Origin of the sequence: Marinitoga sp. 1138 (genome assembly GCF_013363265.1) — a bacterium.
Classification (GTDB): Bacteria; Thermotogota; Thermotogae; order Petrotogales; family Petrotogaceae; genus Marinitoga; species Marinitoga piezophila.
In genome coordinates this window covers 35,852-61,432 of the sequence record NZ_LBFA01000011.1, presented here as the reverse complement: position 1 = coordinate 61,432, position 25,581 = coordinate 35,852, and the positions used below count along the sequence as shown (strand labels likewise).

Here is a 25,581-nt window from a genome sequence, read left to right as displayed (position 1 = left end):
TTATTTTAGTATTATCCAGAATAATGTTAATATAATTATAATAACTATAAAATGTTTCAACTGACTTTTTAAATAATATTTCAGTGTCCCTTCTTCATATTCCATTTTTATTCTGAAAATATAATATATTATCACAGCAGTAATAATGATAAGAAATACACTTAACTCCATTTAATCACCTTCTTTACATAATATTTTTCCATTTAATTTTTTAGTTATTTTTGTTTCTATTGCTCTACATTCAAAACAACCAAATCTATATATACATTCTTTACATTTATCTATTTTTCCAAGATGTAATTCCCAATATTTATCTATTTTGTTTTCTAAAAATATTTCTTTAAGAATATTTTCATTTTCTGTAATATCTCCAATTATTTCATTTTCCATTGATGGGCAGGGCAATATTTTTCCTTCTGCATTCAAGGTTATGGTTCCATTCAAACACGGATGATAATAATAATTATTCCAGAAAATTTCGGGAGTTATTCTCATAAATGAATGATTCATAAAACTCTTATTATTTTCATCTAAAAGTTCTGAAATATATATTTTTGTTTTATACTTATTTATTATAATTTCCAGCGTATCTTTAATTTCAAATTCGGGTATTTCATCACTATCCTGTACAAAAGTTAATTCAAAATTTTTCGTATATTTTTTTATATAATTTAACGTTTCCATAAATGAAGAAATATTTTTTTCGTTTTCTTTATCAAAGATATCACTTGTAGAAAATATGATATAGAAATTTATTTTTTTGTATATTTCTTTTTCTAATTCTAATATTTTATTATCTCTAATATGCATCCAATGAAGTAAAATCCAGATTTCTGGTCTTTTTTCATTATTTAAACATATATCTAATAAGTCTTCTGTATTTATATAAGGAAGAGGATTCCCTCCATAAAATATTATGTTATGAACATTTAAATTTAACAATTTATTTAGAAATGTTTTATATATTTTTGAATCAATAGAATTTATATTTGAACTTTTGGTACATACAAAACACGGATAACTTTTCAAGGAAAAACAAAATTTGCAATTTAAATCACAATCTGATGGTATTTGGATATAGCATTTTTGAATTATAGGTGGTAATTTCTGCATACCTTGTGGAGGTAAAATCGTACCTTTACGATTTTTCTCTTCATATATAAAATTATCATAAAATTCTCCCATTGTTTCTTCTTTGATTTTTTCTATGACTTCATATGTATAGGATGATTTTACATTTTCAACTTTAGTGCCATTTTCTAGCTGTACTAAAACGTCAGTCCAAGTTTTCTCTAATTCTATCATATTTCCATCTTTTAAGTCGTAAATTAAACCTTTATTTTCTTTTCCGACAACTAAAATATAATCTTTGTTTAATTTAAAATATTTATTCTTCATATATACACCCCACATTGTTTATATTTTGAAAACTTTATTAAATCAAATATATTAACTCCTTCCTCCAGTAAATTCCAAATCTCTTCGAAAGATTTTTTTATTCCTTCTTTGACATTTTCACAAATATCCGGTGGATCTTTTTTAAATTCTCCATTTCCAGCTAATAGTGCAAAACAAAGAGGACATAATCTTGACACAGGACATATTAAACATTCTGATTTTAACTTTTTATTGTATTTTTTCACGATTTCTTCTATTTTTGAATAATCCAACCAGTTTTCAACATTGCCAATAGGGAAATCATAATTAATTTTTTCACAGCAATGTAAATCTCCAGAAGGTGAAATTGCTATTTTTTCTCCTGGAACACATGTTCCTGTAAACGGAAGAAAAGAAGGTCTAATTTCATATAAATTTACATTTATATTTCTATTGAGTATCGCAAAATACGATAACCCAAATAATAAAGATAAAAATTTATCATTTTCATTTTTTTTAATTTTATGGAAGTATAAATTTTTGAGTTTTCTCATTTGAGAAAAGAATTTTTCTTTTTTTTCTTTTGAGTATTGGTTATACCAATTAGTATAAGAACTTCCTATCATATTAAGTCTGATAAGTCTTTCTGATAAATTACTATTGTCAAAAAAATCCTTCATTTTAAATAAATCTGTTCCATAATCATAACAGGCAATTATAGAACAATATTTTTTATAATAGAAAGGATACTTTTCTTTTATTTTTAATAAATTATTATACACAATTTCAAATGTTCCATTTTGATTTGAAAATACTCGTAATCTATCATGTTCTTCTTTAAAACCATTAAGACTAAAAGCAAGAGAAACTTCATTTTCAGCAAGAAACTTTATTATTTCATCGTTTAATATAGTTCCATTTGTTGTGATAGTAAAATGACATTTGTATTTTTTATTTTTTATATACATTATTGTTTTTTTTATCAAATCAAAATTAATTAAAGGTTCTCCACCATAAAAACCAATAGCTGGAATAAAATATGGGTTTATTTTTTGTGTATTCGAAATATCAGAAAAATATTTATCAATAGCTTTTTTAGCAATATTATAATCCATATATACATTATTATGTGTCCTCATGTTAGAATATTCTCCAGAATATGCACAATATTTACATCTAAGATTACAATCTTCAGTAACAATAAAAAATAATTCTTTACTTCCTTTGTTTTTGATATAATTTTTAATGTTTTTAACATTAATTTTTTTATTATCATAAAAATACTTTTTTCGATAATTACTTTGTAATTTTTTAATATCATTTTTTGACTTTACAAATATAACATTTCCTGTAATATCATCATAAAAATATTCATTTCCTTTTTTTGTTTTAAAAAAAAATCCTTTCATTATTTCACCTCTCGTGTATATTGTTTTCATATTATATGAATAATCAAATTGTTTTTTAAAAAGCCCCCAGGCAATATAAAATATTATTAAAATTTAGTATCTTAATCCATAGCAGCAATATTCCCAGAAATTCCCGCAGCTGCATCCATTACAGGAATTATTGGGGAATCAGTTTGGCATCCTATGCTGCAAATTACTCCACATCCTATAATACATAATAACCCTTCATCTTTGTTATTATCATTAATTATTTTCATAGAAATCAACTCCTCTTTTATAATGATGTTTGTTCTGCTTTAGCATATGTTGCTACACCCATCGCATCTAAAAGCGGTGTAAGAGTATCCAAAGTGCAAATAACAATACATGTACCAGAACAAACAACGAAACATTTTAAACTTTCATTTTTTTCATCATTAACTATTTTCATTATATCTCCTCCAATAAATTATTATTTAGCCCGGGGGATAAATAAAAAGATATACATAATTTATTAGATATGTAATATCAATTCATTCGATTTACTATTAACCTCAAACCTTTTCACTTAAAAATCTCAATTTGGATACGAAGATTGGTTAAATCTATTTTATATTCATCATATTTCCAGCAAAAACAATGTTAGCTGACATTAGTAGTAAAATAACAAATAAGGTTATTATTTTTTTGTTTCCTTACATGATTTTTTCTTATTTTTCTTTCCATTTTTTCTATTTTCTTCTTCTTTTTTCGGTTTTACTTCCTGTAATATTTTTATTTAATCTTTACTTTATTTTCTCTCTATTTTTGAAGAGATTAATAAAAATTATAGTGTCAATTATATAAATGTTTTGTTTACAGGATTTTCACAACATCTTATAAGTATTTTTCAATGTTTATTGATTTTATAATTTTTATAAAATCTGGCACGAGAAAAATTCAGCCGGCTGAGAAATGAAAATTTTTTGATTATAGAATTTGCTCAGTTATATTTAAATAATATTTCTAACCATGCACAAGTGTAATTCAAAATTATTTTTGAAATTTATTTAGGCATTATGTGATTTATTTAATAATACTAAAGATAATATTGTGAATTTTATAGCTTAATAATTCAAGATAAAACCCAATAAATGGATAATTTTTATATTATATTATTGTATAATTAAAAGATATTATTTTCACTTATTTAATTCACAATAATTTTAGCAGAAAAAAAAAAAAAAGATGTCAATATATAATGTAAAATTCCAGTAAAATTTCAATTAATTTTTATTTTGACAAATTCGATAAATTTACATAATTATTATATCATCTGATATATTTTTATTGTTATTTTTTTTGTTTAATTCAAAGGACAATAATCATTAATTTATTTTATGATTTTTATAAAAAATGCCCTGATTATTAGAAAATAAATTTTCTTCCGGGGTTCATTTCAAATTTCATTCTTTCATCTTATTTTTTTATTTTATCCTTTCCAACACGACTTGCAAGTGTTTTTTCAAAAATAAAAATTCGCTATTTATCAATATTTTAGAAGGTTTATTTTATGCAAATAAAGTTATTTCGACAACAACAATGTTAAGAGAATTAGCAAGGGAGGATAAGATTATTAAATTCTTCTCTGCTAATTATGAGAAGATGTATTTTTTTTAATGTTATGATAAGTGATTTTGATTTGAAGAAAGCTGAAAGAAGATTATTGAATTCTGAAGATGTTGAAGATGCGGAATATAATATTTCACCATTTTATTTAGCAAGAAAAAAACTCATCACTGAGCTTTTTAAGAAACCAAAGAACTTTAAGGAATTTGTTTTTAATTATTTTAAGCTCAGTGATGAGGAAACGAGACTTTTTGATGTGTTTTTAAGAAATTGCGTTCGATACGATATTAAATGGCCCATTACTCCTTATCCAAAAGGTAAGGTTCGTGATTTTGCTCTTAAATATGGTTTAGGTTATAAGCGTGTTGCTCTTGGTTATTACTCTTTTGAAGATGATGAAAGAGTTTTGATTGATGATATTATTGAGGGATTTTTAAAATAGTTCTTCCAGAATTTCTGGAAGAACTATTTTAATTTATTTTCTATAAATTATATATTAAATTTACATAATTTCTGTTTTTAAATAGAATAATATAATTATAAATTATGATATAATGAAGATGCATAAAATTATGAGAGGAGACTGATAATGCAAGAGTTTGAAGGGCTTGAAAGTTTATTTCAAAATAATATTAGAGATTTAAAAGAAGTACCTGTTGATACATTTGCATATATTGGAGATGCTGTTTTAAATCTATATTTTATTAATTATATAATAGATAATGGAAGAAAAAAAGCAGGGCGTTTGCATAATGAAACCAAAAATTATATAAGCGCTTCTGCTCAATCAAAAATTGTAGATCAATTAAAAGACGTTTTTACTGAAGAAGAATTTGATATATATAAAAGAGGATTAAATTCAAAGGGTGCAAAAAAGAGAGGAAATGATCCTGAATACAGAAAAGCAACGGCTTTTGAAACGGTAATAGGCTATCTGTTCTTGAAAAAGGATTATATTAGATTAAACGATATACTTGAAAAATCAAAAAAATTATTAAAGGAGAGAGAATAAAATGTATGTTTATGGAAGAAATGTATTGAAGGAAATAATAAAAGCAAAGTATCCCGTTAAGAATATATTTTTTACTGATAGCAAAAAAGTGGATAAAACACTAAACGATTTAATTAATCTTGCAGAAAAAAACAAGTATCCTTATTCTTTTGCGCCTGATAAGGTATTGCAGAAAATGTCAGGAATATCAAAACATCAGGGCGTTGTTATAGATATTGGAAAAGAATTTAGATATGCGGATGAGGAGATACTTGAAACATTAAGAGAAGATGCCACAATAGTTATACTTGATCAATTACAGGATCCACACAATTTTGGAGCAATAATTAGATCTTCAATAGCGGCAGATGCTGATTTAATAGTAATTCCAAAGGATAATTCCGTTGAAGTTACTCCGACAGTTATAAAAGTATCTGTGGGATTGGCTTTTAGGATTCCAATATTGAAAGTAACCAATTTATCAAGGTTTATTGAGGAAATAAAAAAGCAGGGATATTGGGTTTATGGTGCAGATATGAGTAATAATGTATATTATAAAACCGATTTAACAGGAAAGGTTGCTCTTGTTATGGGAAATGAAGGAAGTGGAATAAGGGAAAAGGTAAAATCAAAATGTGATGCATTAATTTCAATTCCAATGGCAAATGATGTAGATTCCCTAAATGTTTCAGTAAGTGCTGGAATATTATTGTTTGAAATATATAAACAAAAGAGGGGCGAGTAATATGGCAATAATTAAATTGCCACAATCGGTAATAATGAAAATAGCTGCTGGAGAAGTAGTAACAGGTACCTTTGCAGTTGTAAAGGAATTATTTGAAAATTCAATTGATGCACATGCAGATGAAATTACTGTTGAAATACAGGATGGAGGAAAAACATATATAAAAATTTCAGATAATGGAATAGGAATGTCGGAAGATGAGATATTATTGGCAGTTCAACCACATACCACAAGCAAAATAAAGGATGTTGAAGATTTATATTCAATACATACATATGGGTTTAGAGGAGAAGCTCTGGCAGCAATATCAAGGGTTTCCAGAATGAAAATAACTTCAAGAAGAAAAAGTGATGAAATAGCTACAGCAGTAGAATTTGTTGGTTCTGAGCCTATTAATGTAAAAAAAGTAATGGCACCGTATGGTACAACAATAGAAGTAAAAGATCTCTTTTTTAATCTTCCAGCACGAAGAAAATTTTTAAAATCTTCTGCTGTTGAAGGAAGAATGGTAACTGAAATAATAGAAAAATTTATATTTGCCACAAATGTAGGAATTAAGTTTATAAAAGACAAAAAGAACATTTATAATATACAGAAAGATACACCGCTTATACAAAAAATAAATACTGTTTTTCCGGAAACAAAAGAGGAAGATTTTTTTGAATTAAATTTTGAAGAAAACTGGTATAAAATAAAAGGATATATATCACATCCAAGGGTTACAAGGAACAACAGAAGCGCACAAATATTCTTTGTCAATAATAGATATATACGTTCAGGAGAGTTGTTCGCAGTTTTTGAAGCAGGATATGGCGAAATGCTCGAATCAAGAAGACATCCATATGGAATTGTGTTTTTTGAGATTGATCCATCTGAAGTTGATGTCAATGTTCATCCTCAAAAATTAGAAGTAAAGATTTCAGAATCAAAGATATTATATAATGCATTTAAGCGGCTTGTAAGGCAAACACTTCTTAATGAAACAAAATTTAAAATGCAGATTTCTATTGAAAAGCATGAAGAAAATAACCTAAATTCAGATATTGAAAATAATCAAATAAATTTAAATCAGAATATAATTAATTATGAGAAGGAAAACAAAAATGAATACGCTTTAAAAGAAGAAACAATTGAATATAAGACATTTAATATAAAACGGGAAAATACCGAAAAACCAGGATTAAATATGAATTATGAAAGAACTAATCCAATTAAAAATTTAATATCACCTGAAAGGATAAAAAAAGAAAGCATAATTGAGCATAGCTCAAAAAATAATATTTCAGAAAATAGGAATTATGTAGAAGAAACAAAGGATTTTTCTCAGTATAGGATATTAGGATTGCTTGCTAATAGATATATTCTTTTGGAGGTTAAGGATGCCTTATATTTTATAGATTTTCATGCAGCACATGAAAGGGTTATTTATGAGGATTTAAAAAAAGAGTTTATTGAAAATGGAAATATAACAACGCAATTTATGATGATACCTATAAAATTGAATTTAGATGCTGTGAGAAAGGACATATTGGAAAATAATATTGAAAGGGTTAGAAAGCTTGGTTTTGAAATTTCAAAAATTAATGAAGATTACTATATAAAAGGAATGCCTTCTAACATTAAAATAAACGAGCCAGAAAAAACAGTTATAGAAATTCTTGATGAGTTAAGACTTGAAGGTATAGAAAATGAAAAAAAGATTTTTGATAATGTTATAGCAACTATGTCATGTAGAGCAGCAGTAAAAACGGGTGATGATCCTGTGGGTTTGGAAACATTAATTTCTAAAATAATAGAATACAACATTTTAACCTGTCCTCACGGAAGACCAATTGCAATGGAATTGAAAATAAAAAAAATAGACGATTTTTTTGAAAGAACATAATAAAAAAACAAATCTGCCTCAAATGGCAGATTTGTTTTTTATTAAGAATGAAATTTTTCTTTTTGCAGTATCATCTATTTCCAATTTTGAAATATCTGTAATAGGTTTAGAAAGAACGATTTTTTCTGCAGTTTTTTTCCCTATTCCAGGAATTGCAGATAATTCATTTATATTTGCATTATTAATATCAAAAGGATACTTTAATGCTGTAATAGAACGCGCACCATGGTCTATTACAATGGCATCAGTTTTTTCGAAAATATTGAAGTTCCCAATAATACCTGTTTTAATAGGATAAGTTCCAATTTGCCTTCCAAATGAAATCTTTCCTCTTATTTCCTCTATAATTACATTTTTTAAAATACTACCCATAGGGAAAACCTTTTTCAACATCTCATGATTATATGATTCCATATATTCCTTGAATTTTCTAAATTCCTTTTTATGTTGTTTCGGTTTTTCTTTAAATAGTAAAGTGCCTGGAAAAGCCATTGCCTGGCGAACGTTGATTCTTCGTACAAGCAAATCTTCTTTCATTATGCGTTCAAGATATCTTTTATTTATTTCAAAGGTTTCTTTTGTCTCACCAATTAAACCAAATAACAGATTAATGCCCGGGAGAAGTTTAGGAATACCGTTTTCATCTCTAATTCCGCCCACTTCGTTAACAATTCTTATGGCTTCAATAGATTCCTCTGGAAAAATATCCACTCTATTTTTTCTTACCACATTTTCATCAAAAGATTCAACGCCAAAAGAAAGAATATCACCAGCAGTATTGTATTTAACTATAATCTCCAACAATTTTTTAATATCGTTTTTGTGTTTTATTATATAAGCGGGATTTGCATTATCTGTATGCAATATCTCAGCAAACTTAACAGCTTCGCTATATAATTCCTGGAATAATGGTATATTTGGTTTTCCATTATTAAGTTTTGAACCATATGCAAGAAAGTTTGCAGCCCTTCCAAACCTGAAGTTTTTAACACCAACATCTGCAATAGCCTTCATTTCAATTAATAAATCTTCAAGAGGCCTTTCCCTATATTTACCACTAATTAAAGGTTCTGTACAAAAAGAACAAAAACCATTAGTTCTTTCGCAACCACGTGAAAGATCCATTTCTGCAATAATGTCAGGATATCTTGGATGTTGTTTTAAAATTTGTGCCCCTAAAGGAGCTATTTTCGAGATTAAATCATAATCTGATTTATCGTTTAAATTATAATCATCGGAAACAGGATAAACATATAAAAACTTTTCTATATCACCATTTACAATAAAGTCAACATTATCAGGATTAACCGGGATAGCTGCTTTTCCGCCTTTTAATGTATAGCCTTTTACAATAGAGCCACCTAAAACCTTTAAAGGTTCTCTATTTTTCGAAAAAAGTTTGTCTATTTCAGTTAATGAAATGGGGGTTCCGCCCATATAATGTCCAGGAACAGTAACACCGCCTATTATTATTAAGTATTCATAGTGATTAAAAGATTGCCATAAATCTTTATCTCTTACCTGATCAATTGTGTAATAATCAACATCAATTTCGTGATAATATAATGCTCCAGCTGCATATCTAACATATGGAGAAACATATGGCGGAACACCTAAAATTGCTGGTTCATCAACATAACCGTCAATAATTACAGCTTTCAATTTAATTCCCCTTTCATAATCTTTGTGATTTTATTATACCAAAAATTATCTATAATTTTTAGTTAACATATCGAACCTTTTTATTTAACATATAAATGTTAATATTATTTCGTACAAAAATATTTCGCGTACGAAATAAATTGTTTTTTATAAATAGTGAGGTGATGAAATGGATGAAAGAAGCTCTGCTATAGAGGTAATAAAGCTTATCAAAGAAATAAAGGAGTTGCTGAGAAAAGCTATGACTACACAATTTGAAAACATGGAAATAACATCTTCCCAATGGATGATATTAGGGATACTAATGAAGAACGGGAGAATGAAAATAGGTGATTTGAGCAAAGAAGTTGGATTATCAAATAGTACGGTAACCGGTATTATAGACAGGTTGGAAAAACGAAATTTTGTCAAAAGAGTGAGGGATTCAAAGGATCGGCGGGTTATATATATTGAATTAACGGAAGAATTTGAAAAAAATAAAAAAGGATTAAATCTAAGTATGGATAATAAACTCAATGAATTTTTGGAAAATGTATCAGAAACTGAATTAAAAAAGGTTATAGACGGGCTTGGAATATTAAAAGATGTTTTAACAAAAAATCTGAAAGGAGATGATGAAAATAATTAAACTAATGAAATTTATGAAACCATATACTGTGTTATTAATATTATCTATAGGCTTGCTCTTTATTCAAGCTACAAGCGATCTTTCATTGCCTGATTATATGTCAAATATAGTTAATGTTGGTATTCAAAAAAGCGGCATTACAGAAACTATACCGGAAGTTATAAGAGCTACTGAAATGAAAAGATTATTTTTGTTTATGAATAAAGATGAGAAAAAAAGCATATTAAATGGTTATGAATATATAAAAACAGGCAGTGAAGAGGCAAAAAATTATATAGATGAATATCCAATACTTGAAAAAGAATCAGTTTATATTTTAAAGGAGAATGAAAATACAGAAGGATTTGAAAAAATATTTTCAAGGGCTTTTTTTGCAGTTCAGGCAATAGAAAAAGGTGAAACAGAAGGCCTTAAAATAAATAAAAATAGCAAAGTAGATATATTTAAATTACTTATATTTTTACCAGAAAAACAAAGAATAGATTTTGCTGATAATATATATGAAAAATTCAGTAAATTAGGGGATTCAATGATAAGTCAGTCATTGGCAATGGCCATAAAAAATGAATATGAAAAAGTTGGAATAGATTTATATCAGAGACAAAAAAGCTATATTTTAACAACAGGAAGCATAATGCTTTTAATAGCTTTGATAAGTGTAACAAGTGCAGTAATAGTTGGTTTTTTTGCATCTAAAACGGCAGCAGGAATGGCAAGGGATTTAAGAAAAGCCATATTTTCAAAGGTAGAAAACTTTGCAGGAGAGGAATTTGACAAGTTTTCCACTGCATCATTAATAACAAGGACAACAAATGATATAACACAAATACAAAATTTAATGGTTATTTTAATAAGAATAGTGTTTTACGCGCCTATACTTGGTATTGGTGGAGTATTTAGAGCACTTGATAAAAGTCCTTCCATGTCATGGATAATTGGTGTAGCAGTAGCCGGAATACTTACATTGATTATATCAATATTCAGCGTAGCATTTCCAAAATTCAAATTAATACAGAAATTAGTTGATAAAATAAATTTAATTGCCAGAGAAAACCTTTCAGGTATTATGGTTATAAGAGCATTTAACACACAGGAACATGAGAAAAAGAGATTTGATAAAGCAAATGTTGAACTTACAAAGACTTCATTATTTGTAAATAGATTAATGGCTGTAATGATGCCAGCAATGATGCTTGTTATGAATATTACAATGATACTTATAGTTTGGGTAGGAGCACATCAAATAGACAATTTCAATCTTCAAGTTGGAGATATGATGGCATTTATGCAGTATTCAATGCAGATAATCTTTTCATTCATAATGATGTCTATGATATTCATATTATTCCCAAGAGCTTCTGTATCTGCAAATAGAATAGCAGAAGTACTTGCTATGGAACCATCAATAACAGATCCAGAAAAACCAAAACACTTTAAAAAGCCATTTAAAGGAATTGTTGAATTCAAAAATGTATTCTTTAAATATCCTGGTGGTGAAGATTATGCTTTAAAGGATATATCTTTTAAAGCAGAACCTGGAAAGACAACTGCTATAATTGGTTCAACAGGTTCCGGTAAATCTACGCTGGTAAATTTAATTCCACGAATATATGATGTAACAGAGGGTGAAGTATTAATAGATGGAATAAACGTAAAAGAAGTTACACAAAAAGAATTACGAGAACACATAGGATATGTCCCACAAAAAACAACGTTATTTAGCGGCACCATAGAATCCAATATAAAATATGGAAATGAAAACCTTACTGATGAAGAAATGAAAAAGGTTGCCGATATAGCAGAAGCATTGGAGTTTATAGAAAAACTTCCAGAAGGTTTTAAAACAGATGTGTCACAGGCAGGTAAAAACTTTTCTGGCGGTCAGAAACAACGTTTATCCATTGCAAGGGCACTTGCAAAAAAGCCTGAAATATTTATATTTGACGATAGTTTTTCAGCGCTTGACTTTAAAACAGATTTATCAATAAGGAGAAAATTAAGAGAATACACCAAGGATAGTACAATAATCATAGTTGCCCAGAGAATTTCCACAATAATAAATGCTGATCAAATTATAGTTATAGATGAAGGAAAGATTGTTGGAATAGGAACTCATAATGAATTAATGAAGAGCTGTGAAACATATAGAGAAATAGCCTATTCACAGCTATCAGAGGAGGAATTGGCATGAGCGCACGAAGAGGAGGCCCAATGGGCGGTGGTCCTGGAATGAAAGGACCTGTTGAAAAAGCCAAGGACTTTAAAGGTACAATGAAGAGATTAATGCAATATTTAAAAGTATATAAATGGTCATTTATAACAGTTATTGTATTTGCAATGGCAAGTGCAACGTTTTCAATAGTTGGTCCTAAAATTCTTGGTAAAGCTACAACAAAGATATTTGAAGGTATAATTGGAAAAATAATGGGAAAAACCGAAGGAATAGACTTTGCATATATATCAAATATAATATTAATTTTAAGTGGATTGTATATTTTAAGTGCAATTTTTGGATATATTCAGGGCTGGATAATGTCTGGTATTTCAATGAAGGTTAGCTATAATTTAAGAAAAGAAATAATGGAAAAAATACACAGAATGCCATTAAAATACTTTGACGGGACAAATCACGGTGAAGTGCTTTCAAGAATAACCAATGACGTTGATACAGTAAGTAGAACATTAAATCAAAGTATTTCACAATTAATTATATCTTCCACCATGATAATTGGTGTTATTGTAATGATGCTTTCAATAAGCTGGATGATGACTTTAATTGCTTTATTTATACTTCCATTATCAGGATTTTTAATGATGACAGTAATAAAACATTCTCAGAAATTTTTCAAAAAAAGACAGGAATATCTTGGACATGTTAATGGACATGTTGAAGAAATGTATGGCGGTCATACAATAGTAAGGGTGTTTAATGGAGAAGAAAAAAGCATAAAAAAGTTTGAAAATTTAAGCGATCAATTATACGATTCTGATTGGAAATCCCAATTCCTCTCCAGTATGATGATGCCAATAATGAATTTTATAGGAAATCTTGGATATGTTGTAGTTGCAGTGGTTGGTGGATGGTTTGCTGCAAAAAGATTAATAGAAGTTGGGGATATACAGGCATTTATACAATATATGAGATCATTTACACAACCTATTGCACAATTGGCAAATATATCAAACATTTTCCAGCAAACTGCAGCAGCTGCAGAACGTGTATTTGAATTTTTAGATGAAGAAGAGGAAATAGAAGATGTTGAAAATCCTGTTGATGTTTCGCAGATAAAAGGTAAGGTTGAATTTAGAAATGTGCGTTTTGGATATAACCCAGATAAAATAATTATTAAAAACTTCTCTGAAATAATTCAACCTGGACAAACAATAGCCATTGTTGGTCCAACTGGTGCAGGTAAAACAACGCTTGTAAAATTGTTAATGAGATTTTATGATGTAAATGACGGTGCAATATTAATAGACGATATAGATATAAGAAAATTCAAAAGAAATGATTTAAGATCATTATTTGGAATGGTATTACAGGACACATGGCTTTCAAATACAACTATAATGGAAAATATAAGATACGGAAGACTTGACGCAACAGATGAAGAAGTAATAGAAGCTGCAAAAATGGCACATGTGGATTCATTTGTTCATGCATTGCCCGGTGGATATAACATGGTTATAAACGAAGAAATAAATAATATATCTCAAGGTGAAAAACAATTAATTACCATAGCAAGAGCCTTTTTAGCAAATCCTAAAATACTTATACTTGATGAAGCAACAAGTTCTGTTGATACAAGAACAGAATTAAAGGTTCAACAGGCAATGGAAAAATTAATGAAAGGAAGAACGAGTTTTGTTATTGCGCATAGATTATCAACAATAAAAAATGCAGATCTTATAATAGTAATGAATGAAGGTGACGTTGTAGAACAGGGAACACATGAAGAATTACTAAAGAAAAACGGATTTTATGCAAATCTTTATAACTCTCAGTTTGAAGTTGTGGAAAATTAATAAAATCTAGAAAATCCCGGAATCTTACAAAGTAGGATTCCGGGATTTTGATTAATTATTTTTAATCTGAAATGGGTAAATTAACCATCTTCCTCGGGGTTTCCAAGCAATTAGTTTTTTTCTTGAAATCATTTTTCGAATATTTTCCTGTGTTTTTCCTGATAAATTTGAATATTCTTCAACAGTAACCAATTTTTCTTTATTTTCAGAACATATTAACTTATCATATGTTTCTATTATAGCATCTCTTATAATTTTTGAAAGTTTTTTGGTGTCCTCCTTTTTAAAATGATTATCAATTTGTTCAGGAGTAAAAGATGTGGGTGAACTTTTAAAAATTTCTCTTATTCCTTTTTCTGCAGATTCAAGAGCTAAAATATAATTATTTCTGTCCTTTTCCTTTTCACCTTTTAAAACAATATTTAAATATCCATTTGCTATAAGTAAAAAATTTAAAAGGATTCTGCCAATACGACCATTACCATCTTCAAAAGGATGTATAGATTCAAAAAAAACATGTACTCTTGCAGAGGCTTCTGCAATAGGATGATTAGAAAATGCATATTTTGAGTAATTACACCATAACCTTATCCAATCGGCTATATCATACATAGGAGGATTGATTTTTGCGCCGGTAATTTTTATAGGACCATTTCTAAAATTTCCCAGTTTATCATAATTTTTAATAATATTTTCAAATAACATTCTATGTGTGTTTTTTACGAAGGTTAAACATGGAATTTCTTCATTTGTTCGAGACAATTCAATAGCCATGTTGTAATAATATCTTGCTGTTCTAAAATAATTTGAAACTTCACTACCAGATTTGTATTTTCCTGAAATTGCTGAATCAAGTTCATCTTCGTCTACAAATATTCCTTCAATCATTATTGAATTTCTGGTTTCAGAACCAAGCATATATAACCATTCATTGTTTGGGATTTTAATTACTTGAAGTGAAAAAAGTTTTTTTCTAAATTCAATTAAGTTATCTTTTGCCATGTTACACCTCTGTTTTGTCCTGTTTTAAAAAGGGAGTTATTTTTATTATACACTATAATCTGCTTTTTTTCAATATTATAATGAAAAAAGAAAGTTGTCCTGTTTGATCAAAAAAATAAAAACAGGACAACTTTGATTTTTTTCAATTAACAAAGAGTTTTTTAACTTAAGTATGATATAATTCTTTGAGAATAATAACGAAGATAGGAGAAGATTTTATGTCAGAAATAACAAAACGAGCATTAGCCGCATCATTAAAGAAATTAATGAAAGAAAAACCATTATCTAAAATTACAGTCAATGATATTGTAAAAGATTGTGGAGTAAATAGAAGAACTTTATATTATTATTTCCATGATATTTATGAATTACTTGAATGGATGTTTATTACAGAAGTAGGCGAAGCAATAGGAGAAAATAAAACTTATGAAACATGGCAAAAAGGATATTTAAGTATTTTAAACTATTTAAGGGAAAATAAGAAAATAGTATTAAATGCATATAATTCCATAGATAGAAACCGCCTTGAAGACCATCTTTATGATTATGTGGCGAAATTAATATATGATGTGGTAGAAGAGCTTTCAAAGGATATAAATGTTCCTGAAAATCTAAAAAAAGACATAGTAAAATTCTATGAAATAGCATTAACAGGTATTATTATAGACTGGATAAAAAACAAAATGGAAGAAGATCCACAAATTCTAACAGATAAAGTAAGCAAGATAATTGAAGGAGATATATCAAGATCGCTAAGAAAATTTGAAAAAAAAGCCCCTTAAAAGGGGCCATTATTTTATATCAATCCTTCTAAAGAGGTATCTTTAAGAAGTTTCTTTACAAAGAATTCTCCAGGTAATGGTTTATTTCCATATAGAGTTTTTGTTGCGTTTATTACATGTCTAATATCGTATTTACTTGGATAAATTTCTGGAACTTCCTTATCAAGATTTAATAATTTATATACTGCAATAACAGCTGAACGAACTGAATATTCCACAGTAAATACACAGTCGTCTTTGATTTCAACAAATTGTCCGAGGAATGCAAGGTTAACACTACCTTCTGGAACAACTTCTGGTCTGTCACCTTTTACTCTTGGCATAAACTGACTTGTAATATGTGGCATCATTGCAGGAATAACAATAGCGCTGTCAACAATTTCTTCCATTAATTCTCCTTCTACACCAATGTGATACAACAATTCTCTTAATAATTCTTCACCTGTACATTCACTCATCTTTTTCTTTATATAATCTCCTTCATTATCTGCAAATAAACCATATGCCCACATTACCAATACATCGTCTGGCTGATTTGCAAAATGAGGTTGTCTACTAAATGTGAAACTCATACCCCAGTTTGAATCTTTTATAGTAATAATTCCTCCAGTTACAACCCTTCCTGAATAAGGATCTCTATTTGTAATTTCTTTAATTACATCAGCCATTTTTGAGTCTTTGAAAGTAACTGTAAATGATTCCCATTTTGTTTTATCTATATTTTCATAGAACACTTCTGGTCTTCCAAATGCAGGATCCTTTGCTGCGATATTTTTCCATAAACTCCAAACAGGTCCTAATTCTCTGTTTAGTTCAGGTGCTTTATCCATGCTACCCAAAGTGGAATTTTCTGTCATGGAACCGTTAATTACAAATACAAGATCATCTCTTGTTGTTTTTATAACCTGTTCTTTTCCATCTTTTACAATATGAATACCTGTAACAACCTTTTCCTTTTCATTGATTTCAATATCGAGGTCTGTAACTAAAGTATTGTTTTCAAATTTTACACCATGATCCTTTAACCATTTTACCAATGGTAAAACGAATGAATCATATTGATTGTATCTTGAGAATAAGATATTTCTTAATTCTGTCATTCCAGGTAATAAATGAATAAATCTTTCCATGTATCTTTTCATTTCAACAACGCTGTGCCATGGTTGGAATGCGAACATTGAACGCCATAATAACCACATATTTGTTTCAAGATAATCTGGTGTAAAGAATTGTTCAACAGTTAAATCTCCTAAATCTTCTTCTTTTGCTAAAAATAATTTTGTTAATTGTTTTATATGATGTTCCTTTAATCCAAGTGTGGAAGTATCAACTTTTTCACCGCGATTTTGAATAACTCTTTTAGCTGCTACGTTAGGATCCCAATCGTTGATTTCTTTCATATCATCAAGTACTGTTCTTTCAGGATCTTCAAGTGTTGGAATATCTCCAAATAAATCCCATGTACATTCGTAATGTTCTTCCATTTCTCTACCGCCACGAATAATATAACCGTCTTCGAAGTTTCCAGCTCCGTCTAATGCACCACCATTTACATTTTTTCTTTCAAAAATAGTAATATTCTTTCCATCCATATGTCCATCTCTTATTAAATAAAATGCTGCTGCTAAAGTTGCAATTCCTGAACCAACTAAATATGCTTTTTTGTTTTCAATACCTTCTGGTTTTTTAGGATGATACTTTAAATGATAACTGCCCATTTTACTCACTCCCTTTATCTAAAAATTCGATGCAATAAAAGTATATAACTTTTTATTTGATTTGTAAATTACCAAAATTCGCTATTTGTGCAAATTTGCAACAAATTTGGTGATTTGTGAAGAAAAGAAAAGGTGAAAATTATAATTAATATTATATGTAAATTAGACATAAAAAGTCATACTTATTAAAACTTTAAAAGCAAAAAATGTGTTTTTTACCAAAACGTAATTATTCATAAACAAATATAAAAAACAAATGTAATATAATAATATAAGAATATGAGAATAAATTCATAATATAATTTTAGAGTTAATTTTTGAGAGGTGAAATTCATGAATGGAAATATAATCTATACTGAACCAGAAAAATGTACGTTATGTTATAACTGCATTAGAGTGTGTCCAGTTCATGCAAATAAAGTATATGATGACTATGTAGAACCAGATTCCGATTTATGTATAAAATGTGGACAATGTATATTATCTTGTGAATCACAAGCACGTAGATATAGAAAGGATATTGATATATTTGAAGATTTTAAGAATAAAAACGAATATCTTGTTGCGATAATTGCACCTGCATATGTTGGTGATTTGGAAAATACCACACCTAATCAATATGCAGCAGCATTAAAAAAATTGGGTTTTAATGAAGTTCATGAAGTAGCGTTTGGTGCAGAATTAACAACATTGGAAGTGTTAAAAGAAATGGAAGAAAAGAAACCAGAATATGTTATTATGAGCCCATGTCCATCTTTAATAAATTATCTTGAGAAATGGCAACCGGATTTATTACAGTATTTTTCAGAATCATATAGTCCAATGTTGAGTACTGCAGCATTTGTGAAAAAAGAAAAACCAAATGCTAAGGTTGTATTTATTAGTCCATGTACAGCTAAAAAAAGTGAAATTGAACATGAAAGCATAAAGGGATTAGTTGATATTGTATTAACTTTTGAAGAAATAAATGAATTATTTGAAAAAAACAATATAAAACCTTCAATGTTAGAAGAAGAATTATTTGATGGATATCAACCAAATTATGCAACTTTATTCCCTGTAAGTGGTGGTTTGACAAAAACAGCTGCAAGTTATTTAAAAAACAAAAAAATTGATGATATAATGCTTGAAGAAGATGTTCTTGTAATTGAAGGAAAAGAACGTTCGATTCCGTTTTTTAAAGATTTTGAAAAGAATATAAAAGCCGGTAAAAAAGATGTAACGCCAAAATTTATCGATATACTTTTTTGCGAAGGATGTATAGACGGTCCAGCAACAAGAAAAGATATACCTTTATTTGAAAAAAGAGCGAAGATTATAAAATATACAAAAGACAGATTGGTGAAAAATAAGTTTTTAACCAAAGATGGAAAGCAAGTAGCTCAGAAAACAATTTCTTTAAAAGATACAAAGAAAATATATGAAGAAATGAATTTAAAAAGATATTTCAAAGCAAAACCTGTGAATTATAAAGAACCGCCAGAATCATTTATTGTGAAAATATTAGAAAAAACAAATAGACTTAATGATGAGAGAAATTGTACGGCTTGTGGATATGAAACATGTCGTGAAAGAGCAAAGGCAGTTTATAATGGATTAATGCCAGAAGATTTATGTATTATATACATAATGGAAGAAGCCGAAGAGTTATTAGATAAAATTAGAAAACAAAGAGCAAAAAGCAATGAAATGCTGGAAAGTGTATCTTCTATTTTAAGTGAAGTAAGTGTAGTTGTTGATGAAGTGACTGAACAAGCTGTTTCCTTAAATACAAAAGCTGAAGAAATTACAGAAATTAGTATTAAAGGAAAAGACGTTGTTTCAGAATTAGAAGGGAAAAATAATATTATAGAAAATAATATAGGAGATATAACCGAAAAACTTAATAGACTAACTGATAAAACAAAACAGCTTGTACCAATCCTTGATATGATAAATAAAATAGCAAATCAAACAGGTTTGTTGGCATTAAATGCATCAATAGAGGCTGCAAGAGTAGGTGAGGCTGGAAAAGGATTTTCGGTTATCGCTGTTGAAATAAGTGAGCTTGCAAATACTACAAAAGAATATTCCAATAATATTAATGAAACAATTAATGAAATGAAAGAAGTTGTAGAAATGGTAAATCAAGGAATTGGAAATATGATTGAACAAATAAAAGATGAAAGTTCTATGGTTCAAAATACAACAGACCAATTTGAAAAAATAAATGAAAAAATCAATATATTATCTGAAGATATACAAAAGGTATCAGCTTCTGCCGAGGAAATGAATGCAAGTGTAAATGAAATGGAAACGACTATAAAGAAAATCTTAAAATCTTCTGTGGAAGAATAAATATATAACAAATAAAGGGGCTGTTCATTCAAAAGCCCCTTTATTTGTTATAATTGAAGTGTATGTGATTTAAAGTTATACGGGGTGAAAATATGAAAGTAGGGATAATGGGAATAGGGACGTATATTCCTGAAAATTATATGACAGCAGAAGAAATAGCAGAAAAAAGTGGAATACCGGTTGATGTAATAAAAGAAAAATTTGGAGTGATAAAGAAACCAATACCAGGTCCAGAAGATACAACAAGTTATATGGGAATACAGGCAGCATTAAAAGCAATTAAAGATGCTGAGATTTCTCCAGAAGAAATAGACCTGGTAATCTGGAATGGAGGACAACATAAGGATTATCCAAATTGGTTAGCAGGACTAAAAGTAGCAAATGATATAGGGGCAGTTAATGCATGGTCATTTGATATGGAAGCAATGTGTGGTTCGATGATGGCAGGAATGGAAGTTGCGAAATCAATGATGATAGCAAATGAGGATATAAATACAGTACTTTTGGTGAGCGGATATAGAAATGGAGATTTAATAGATTATAGAGTAAAAGAGACATCATTCATGTTTGACCTTGGAGCAGGCGGAGCAGCAATGGTATTAAGGAAAGATTATAATCGCAATATAATACTCAGTACAGCATTTAAAGGTGATGGTTCATTTGCAGAGGATTGTGTAATAGAAGTCGGGGGAAGCAAGAAATGGCCAATGGAAAAAGAAGATGTAAAAAGAATGCATTTTGTAGTGAGAGATATAGAGAATTTTAAGGAAAAACTAAAAGAAAAAACAATGCCAAATTTTTATTATGTAATAGACAAATCTCTTGAAAAGGCAGAATTAACAAGAAAAGATATAAATTACCTTGCAATACTACATTTTAAAAGATCAGCACATTTAGGAGTATTGGAAGAATTAGGATTAAAAGAAGAACAGAGTACATATTTAGAAGAGTATGGACATATGGGGCAAAATGATCAGATATTATCAATAGAATTGGGATTGAAAACAGGAAAGATAAAGGAAGGGGATAATATAGTAATGGTAGGAGCTGGGCTTGGATTTGTCTGGGCTGCTGCTGTTGTGAAATGGGGAGAAGCTAATAAATAAAAGTAGGCTGTAAAAGTTTTTACAGCCTACTTTTATTTATTATTTCTTTTTTAACTTTTTTCCTCTAAAAATCTTTAAGTATATAGGTAATGAGATTTCTCTACGTTTAAATAAAGACGGGTTGGATAATAACCAGCTTTTATAACGTATAGGTTTTTCATATGCTTCAACATTTGTCAAATGCAGTAAAGCATAGATTCTCAATAAAAATCCGGCAAATATTAATAATTGTATTCCATGATATTTGTCGCCAAGTATATAAAATGTTTTATCCTTTAAAATATTTCCAAAAAAACCACCTATATTTGAAGCTATAATTGCTGTAACTCCTGAAGTTAAAGCATATGCAGCAACATAATTTTCAGCAGGTTCTGAAATGGTTTCAAGTAATAGATTGAAAAATGTAAGGTTTATAGCAGCCCACGCAAATGCTGAAAACACACTATCAAGCAATAATAAACTTCTATAATTATAATCTGTCATAACAAAATATAATAATGGTGCAATAGTTGCAAGAGAAATTCCAATCATAAGTATGCTCTTATTCCCATATCTATCGCTTAATTTTCCATAAAATGGATATAATACTAATGAAATTATTCCGGTTATAACACTCATTTTACCGAGAAATGTTGTATTAATGTGTAATATAGCAACCTGGAAATATGAAAAATATGGTCTTGTTAATTCTATTGCAAATGTCCATATTCCAACAAATACAAGAAACGTTTGAAATTTTTTATCCTGAAAGGCTTTTTTTATTTTTAATTCATTTTGTGAAGTTTCGCAGATTTCTGGAATCTTATGAAAGGCAAGGAGGATTATTGTTATTACAGCAAATAAGGCCATAATAGAGGTTACCAGCAAAATTCCCATTTTTTCATTTGGAAAATCAAGAAATTGGGAATAAAGGTAAGTGGCTAAGATACCTATTGCTGAGGCAAAAACATTTCGCATTCCAAAATATTTTCCTCTATCTTCGAAAGGTACTAACTCCCGCATAGCTGCTGTCCATATATTACTGATAAACGTTCCAAAAAAAGCATATAATATCATGATCATTACAAATATATGAGAATTTCTTATATTTAATAAAACTATTATAGGCAGCAATACAAGAGATCCTCTTCCTATTATGGAAACTATAATTAAACTCTTTTTTCGAGTTCCAAATAATTTATAGATTAAAGGTGTAAAAACCTGAAACATTTGTGCAAATACAGGGAAAGAAGATATTATCGAAATTTGAAAAGGTGAAGCGTTAAAATAAAGAGCTATGGAGATTATAATGAACGTTTGTGTTGCTACAAAGAAGGCATTAAATGCCATAGCCTCTAATACGGATAATTTCAAGGTTGTAGAAAGTTTTTTCATCCCCATCACCACCATGTATTATTTCTTATCTTGATTATAACATGATATTTCTTAAAGAAATATGTATTTCTTTGCAAAATGAAAACGAGAAAAATATATTTTTATTATAAGAAAATCTCCCGAATTTAATCGGGAGATTTAAAAAGATTTTATATTACCAGAAAAGGTTATTTTTTTATATAAATTTTTATAGAGTTAGGAGGATCATCTTGATTTTTTATAAATAAGTATGATTTGTTATTATATCTTTTTAAGAGATATTGTGTAGTTGGAAATGTTGAATTTAAAGGTGGAAGAATGTTATATGATTTTTCTTTTTTTGTATTTAAATTAATTTCAAAAAGTTTATATTCATTTGAATCTTTTAAAATTCCAAGAATATACATTTTATTGTCTAAAACAGAAATGAATTTTAAACTAAACCAATGATATTTTTTATCAGAATCGTTGGATTTGAACCAACCACTAGAATTAAATCTTTTTCCATCAATTGAATAAATCTTTTTTAAAGAATCGTTTTTTATTTGGTATAAATTATATTTTTCTGAATATATATCATGGCAAAAAATATAAACTTCATCATTATTTTTAATTATGTTTAAAGGTACATCTTCGATTTTTATTGTTTTTTCAGATATAAGAACATCATTTTTTTTGGTATATTTATAGATACCATATTTTTTACCTATACGATAAATTGGTTTGCTAATTATCCAGAAAGAATTTTTGAAATATACAAAACCACCATTTGCATAGTCAAATTCAATTTTGTTTAAGAAAGGTAAAAATTCAACTTTATTATTTTCTATTTTCCAAATTCCTTTGCTACCTTTATAGTATAAAATATTATTATCAAAAGTTAGTGATCCAAGGATAATTCCATGGTTTTCTGTAGTTTCAAAAGTTTTAGTATCTAAATATATATAATCAATATTTTTTGATAGAATATTTAATTTTGAGACTAGCAATTGTTCCTTATTTTTTTCTGAATTAAAGATTGGTGTGACATAATATAAATAACCATTTTCATCAGCGGTAAAATTGCCTTTGTTTAAGTAAACAATATTTTTATTTTCAGGGTAAATAGGGAATTGAACATCAATTTTTTTATAGGTATTATTTAATGGTGTTTTGAATATAAAGTAAAAAAATAATATTCCAACTAAAACCAATCCTACTAAAAAAAGAAAAGTTTTTTTCATATTTATACCCCCTTATATTTGAATTACTTATTATAATATTCTTTAAACTTCATGCTATACCATTTATCATCTTCAATTACATTATCATTTAAACCAAGTTTGCTATATTCTTTCATTTTCTGTTTATTATCAATGATTTCGTATGCCAATATTAAATTTAATAATGAATTATTATAATGGTCCCTTAAAAGAAAAGTTTCCGGTGAATTTATTTTTTCAGCTGGAAGATTAAATAAAGCATTTTTGTCTTTTTCAAAAATTGATTTTAATTTTTCAATAAGTGAAGATGTTTCATTTTTAAGGTCAAGTTCTTTATAGAATTTTATAAGATCTATTATATCCCAACCTGATAATTTTCTATTTTTAATAAATGATTTTATATATGAAATGGCTTTTTGGTTTGACCATTCTTTGTTTTTGTATTTTTCAATAAATAAATTTTTTGTTAGCCATAAATAGTCTGGAGAATAATCAATATAATCAATATATTGTATGATTTTCTTATCATATTTAAAGTGAAAAAATCTTCCGGCGGAAGCATATATTCCGTCATTGGCTGCAACGTAAAATTCAGAACTAATTGGAAGAAATACTATACTATGAACAGTTTCATATTTACATATAGGTTCATCATTTTCATTATTTGCTATAAGGTCTCTTAATATTTCAATAATATTTTTTACTGTGAGATAATTATAAGATTTTATGTAATTTTCTGCTTTATTTTTTCTTGAAATTGATCCTTTGTAAATTCCATTTTTGTTTTTTAGTAAAACAAAATGATTTGTAGAAACAATATAATTATCATTTTTTCTTACTTTTAAGTTATTGCTATCAAATTCAAAAACTACAGCTTCTTTGTCATGTTTACTTCCTATCATCAAATTGTTTCCAATAGTTCGTTTATTGTTTTTTAATATGACTTCAACATCTTTGATATCTTTTGCATTTTCCATAATCATTCTATATAATATACCAGTAGGTATTCCGGAGGAACTTTGATATTTTGATTCTGATGTCATTGAACCAAGTGAAATCCCTCTTTCGTTCATTCCGGATAATACACCAATTAGTCCTGGCCACGTGAGAGAAATAAAATTATATCCGTTTTGTGGCTGATATACAAATAAAACATTTTTATCCCATAGTTTATCTGATAAAAAATAATCCAGGTTTCTTCCATGCAATATTTCCCCATTTTTTGTTTTTTTGCCAAAAACAGCAATATTTGTGCATCCATATAGATTAAAAAGTTCATCATATATATTCATTAAGAATATTGAATCCAGTGAAGTATTACTTCCTTTTGCAATTGCAGCCATTTCTGTTTTATATTCTTTTGGTATCTTTCTAAAATAATTTTTCATTGTATATCGTATAATAAGTTTTTCAAATATCGTTTTATTTTTCAATTCATTTTCAAGAAGCTTTTCCATATTATTAATTTCATTTCGTAGAGCTAAACCATGTTGGTAACCAATATCTTGAGGTTCTCCTGATAAATATAAAATTTTCAAATTTCCAATTTTTTCTGTTTTATACTCTGCAGTAGTTATATTTTTTATTGGATATTTCAAAGGTGTGAAAATATACACAATATATAGCAAAGTAATAAAAAATACAATAAATAATGAATACAAAAATTTTTTCATATAAAAACTCCTCCAAACAAAAAGTTTATGTTCAGATTAATTATATCATTATTTTATTTTTTTCAAAAATAAAATTTTTATTAATATAAGCCTCCTAA

Annotated in this window: 21 protein-coding genes; 10 read left to right on the top strand and 11 right to left on the bottom strand. The window is 27.9% G+C overall.

Translation table 11 applies throughout. The features are described from left to right. The 5 genes from XO11_RS04525 to XO11_RS04505 form a co-directional block, all read right to left on the bottom strand. Positions 1-171 (bottom strand): hypothetical protein, encoded by a 171-nt coding sequence (locus XO11_RS04525; protein ID WP_014296406.1) that lies wholly within the window; start codon positions 169-171, stop codon positions 1-3. Continuing rightward, positions 172-1,398: a 4Fe-4S cluster-binding domain-containing protein gene (locus XO11_RS04520; protein WP_014296405.1), complete on the bottom strand. Its 1,227-nt coding sequence runs from the start codon at positions 1,396-1,398 to the stop codon at positions 172-174. Further along, positions 1,395-2,786 carry a radical SAM protein gene (locus XO11_RS04515; protein ID WP_014296404.1) on the bottom strand — a complete coding sequence of 464 codons (1,392 nt, stop codon included), beginning with the start codon at positions 2,784-2,786 and terminating at the stop codon, positions 1,395-1,397. The genes XO11_RS04520 and XO11_RS04515 overlap by 4 nt, the downstream gene beginning before the upstream one ends. A 101-nt stretch (positions 2,787-2,887) precedes the next feature. After that, positions 2,888-3,043: a hypothetical protein gene (locus XO11_RS04510; RefSeq protein ID WP_014296403.1), complete on the bottom strand. Its 156-nt coding sequence runs from the start codon at positions 3,041-3,043 to the stop codon at positions 2,888-2,890. Positions 3,044-3,060: 17 nt separating this feature from the next. Further along, entirely contained in the window at positions 3,061-3,216 is a 156-nt protein-coding gene (locus XO11_RS04505) for a huazacin family RiPP peptide (protein ID WP_014296402.1), read from the bottom strand. Between the two features lie 1,185 nt (positions 3,217-4,401). Between XO11_RS04505 and XO11_RS04500 the strand changes: the two genes are divergently transcribed. The 4 genes from XO11_RS04500 (at position 4,402) to mutL (ending at position 7,994) form a co-directional block, all read left to right on the top strand. Further along, complete coding sequence (locus XO11_RS04500) at positions 4,402-4,815, top strand: hypothetical protein (protein WP_254873301.1); 414 nt, start codon at positions 4,402-4,404, stop codon at positions 4,813-4,815. 147 nt (positions 4,816-4,962) lie between these two features. Beyond that, entirely contained in the window at positions 4,963-5,385 is a 423-nt protein-coding gene (locus XO11_RS04495; RefSeq protein ID WP_014296395.1) for a Mini-ribonuclease 3, read from the top strand. 1 nt (position 5,386) lies between these two features. After that, complete coding sequence (gene rlmB / locus XO11_RS04490; RefSeq protein WP_014296394.1) at positions 5,387-6,109, top strand: 23S rRNA (guanosine(2251)-2'-O)-methyltransferase RlmB; 723 nt, start codon at positions 5,387-5,389, stop codon at positions 6,107-6,109. A 1-nt stretch (position 6,110) separates the two neighbouring features. Next, entirely contained in the window at positions 6,111-7,994 is a 1,884-nt protein-coding gene (gene mutL, locus XO11_RS04485; protein ID WP_014296393.1) for a DNA mismatch repair endonuclease MutL, read from the top strand. An 18-nt stretch (positions 7,995-8,012) separates the two neighbouring features. Here the strand turns inward: mutL and XO11_RS04480 are convergent, their stop codons facing one another. Next, a complete protein-coding gene (locus tag XO11_RS04480) occupies positions 8,013-9,656 on the bottom strand; it encodes a radical SAM protein (RefSeq protein ID WP_075780432.1) in 1,644 nt (547 codons plus the stop codon). 169 nt (positions 9,657-9,825) lie between these two features. Between XO11_RS04480 and XO11_RS04475 the strand changes: the two genes are divergently transcribed. The 3 genes from XO11_RS04475 to XO11_RS04465 are packed head-to-tail and all read left to right on the top strand — an operon-like array spanning position 9,826 to position 14,310. After that, positions 9,826-10,284 (top strand): MarR family winged helix-turn-helix transcriptional regulator, encoded by a 459-nt coding sequence (locus XO11_RS04475; RefSeq protein WP_014296390.1) that lies wholly within the window; start codon positions 9,826-9,828, stop codon positions 10,282-10,284. Beyond that, entirely contained in the window at positions 10,277-12,475 is a 2,199-nt protein-coding gene (locus XO11_RS04470; RefSeq protein ID WP_175418245.1) for an ABC transporter ATP-binding protein, read from the top strand. The genes XO11_RS04475 and XO11_RS04470 overlap by 8 nt, the downstream gene beginning before the upstream one ends. After that, entirely contained in the window at positions 12,472-14,310 is a 1,839-nt protein-coding gene (locus tag XO11_RS04465) for an ABC transporter ATP-binding protein (protein WP_014296388.1), read from the top strand. The genes XO11_RS04470 and XO11_RS04465 overlap by 4 nt, the downstream gene beginning before the upstream one ends. A gap of 51 nt (positions 14,311-14,361) precedes the next feature. On the opposite strand, the gene XO11_RS04460 is transcribed toward XO11_RS04465, so the two are convergent. Then, entirely contained in the window at positions 14,362-15,312 is a 951-nt protein-coding gene (locus XO11_RS04460; RefSeq protein WP_014296387.1) for a Fic family protein, read from the bottom strand. Positions 15,313-15,530: 218 nt separating this feature from the next. On the opposite strand from XO11_RS04460, the gene XO11_RS04455 reads away from it, so the two are divergent. Next, on the top strand, positions 15,531-16,094 hold the full coding sequence (locus XO11_RS04455; RefSeq protein WP_175418218.1) for a TetR/AcrR family transcriptional regulator C-terminal domain-containing protein: 564 nt from the start codon (positions 15,531-15,533) through the stop codon (positions 16,092-16,094). Positions 16,095-16,108: 14 nt separating this feature from the next. Here the strand turns inward: XO11_RS04455 and XO11_RS04450 are convergent, their stop codons facing one another. Continuing rightward, positions 16,109-17,812: an oleate hydratase gene (locus tag XO11_RS04450; RefSeq protein WP_014296385.1), complete on the bottom strand. Its 1,704-nt coding sequence runs from the start codon at positions 17,810-17,812 to the stop codon at positions 16,109-16,111. A 333-nt stretch (positions 17,813-18,145) separates the two neighbouring features. On the opposite strand from XO11_RS04450, the gene XO11_RS04445 reads away from it, so the two are divergent. Beyond that, positions 18,146-20,149 carry a [Fe-Fe] hydrogenase large subunit C-terminal domain-containing protein gene (locus XO11_RS04445; RefSeq protein WP_175418217.1) on the top strand — a complete coding sequence of 668 codons (2,004 nt, stop codon included), beginning with the start codon at positions 18,146-18,148 and terminating at the stop codon, positions 20,147-20,149. A gap of 92 nt (positions 20,150-20,241) precedes the next feature. Next, on the top strand, positions 20,242-21,255 hold the full coding sequence (locus XO11_RS04440) for a 3-oxoacyl-ACP synthase (protein WP_175418216.1): 1,014 nt from the start codon (positions 20,242-20,244) through the stop codon (positions 21,253-21,255). A gap of 39 nt (positions 21,256-21,294) precedes the next feature. On the opposite strand, the gene XO11_RS04435 is transcribed toward XO11_RS04440, so the two are convergent. The 3 genes from XO11_RS04435 to XO11_RS04425 form a co-directional block, all read right to left on the bottom strand. After that, complete coding sequence (locus tag XO11_RS04435; protein WP_014296382.1) at positions 21,295-22,629, bottom strand: MFS transporter; 1,335 nt, start codon at positions 22,627-22,629, stop codon at positions 21,295-21,297. A 167-nt stretch (positions 22,630-22,796) separates the two neighbouring features. Continuing rightward, on the bottom strand, positions 22,797-23,831 hold the full coding sequence (locus tag XO11_RS04430; protein WP_014296381.1) for a hypothetical protein: 1,035 nt from the start codon (positions 23,829-23,831) through the stop codon (positions 22,797-22,799). 23 nt (positions 23,832-23,854) lie between these two features. Next, on the bottom strand, positions 23,855-25,483 hold the full coding sequence (locus XO11_RS04425; RefSeq protein ID WP_175418215.1) for a C45 family peptidase: 1,629 nt from the start codon (positions 25,481-25,483) through the stop codon (positions 23,855-23,857). Positions 25,484-25,581: the final 98 nt, after the last annotated feature.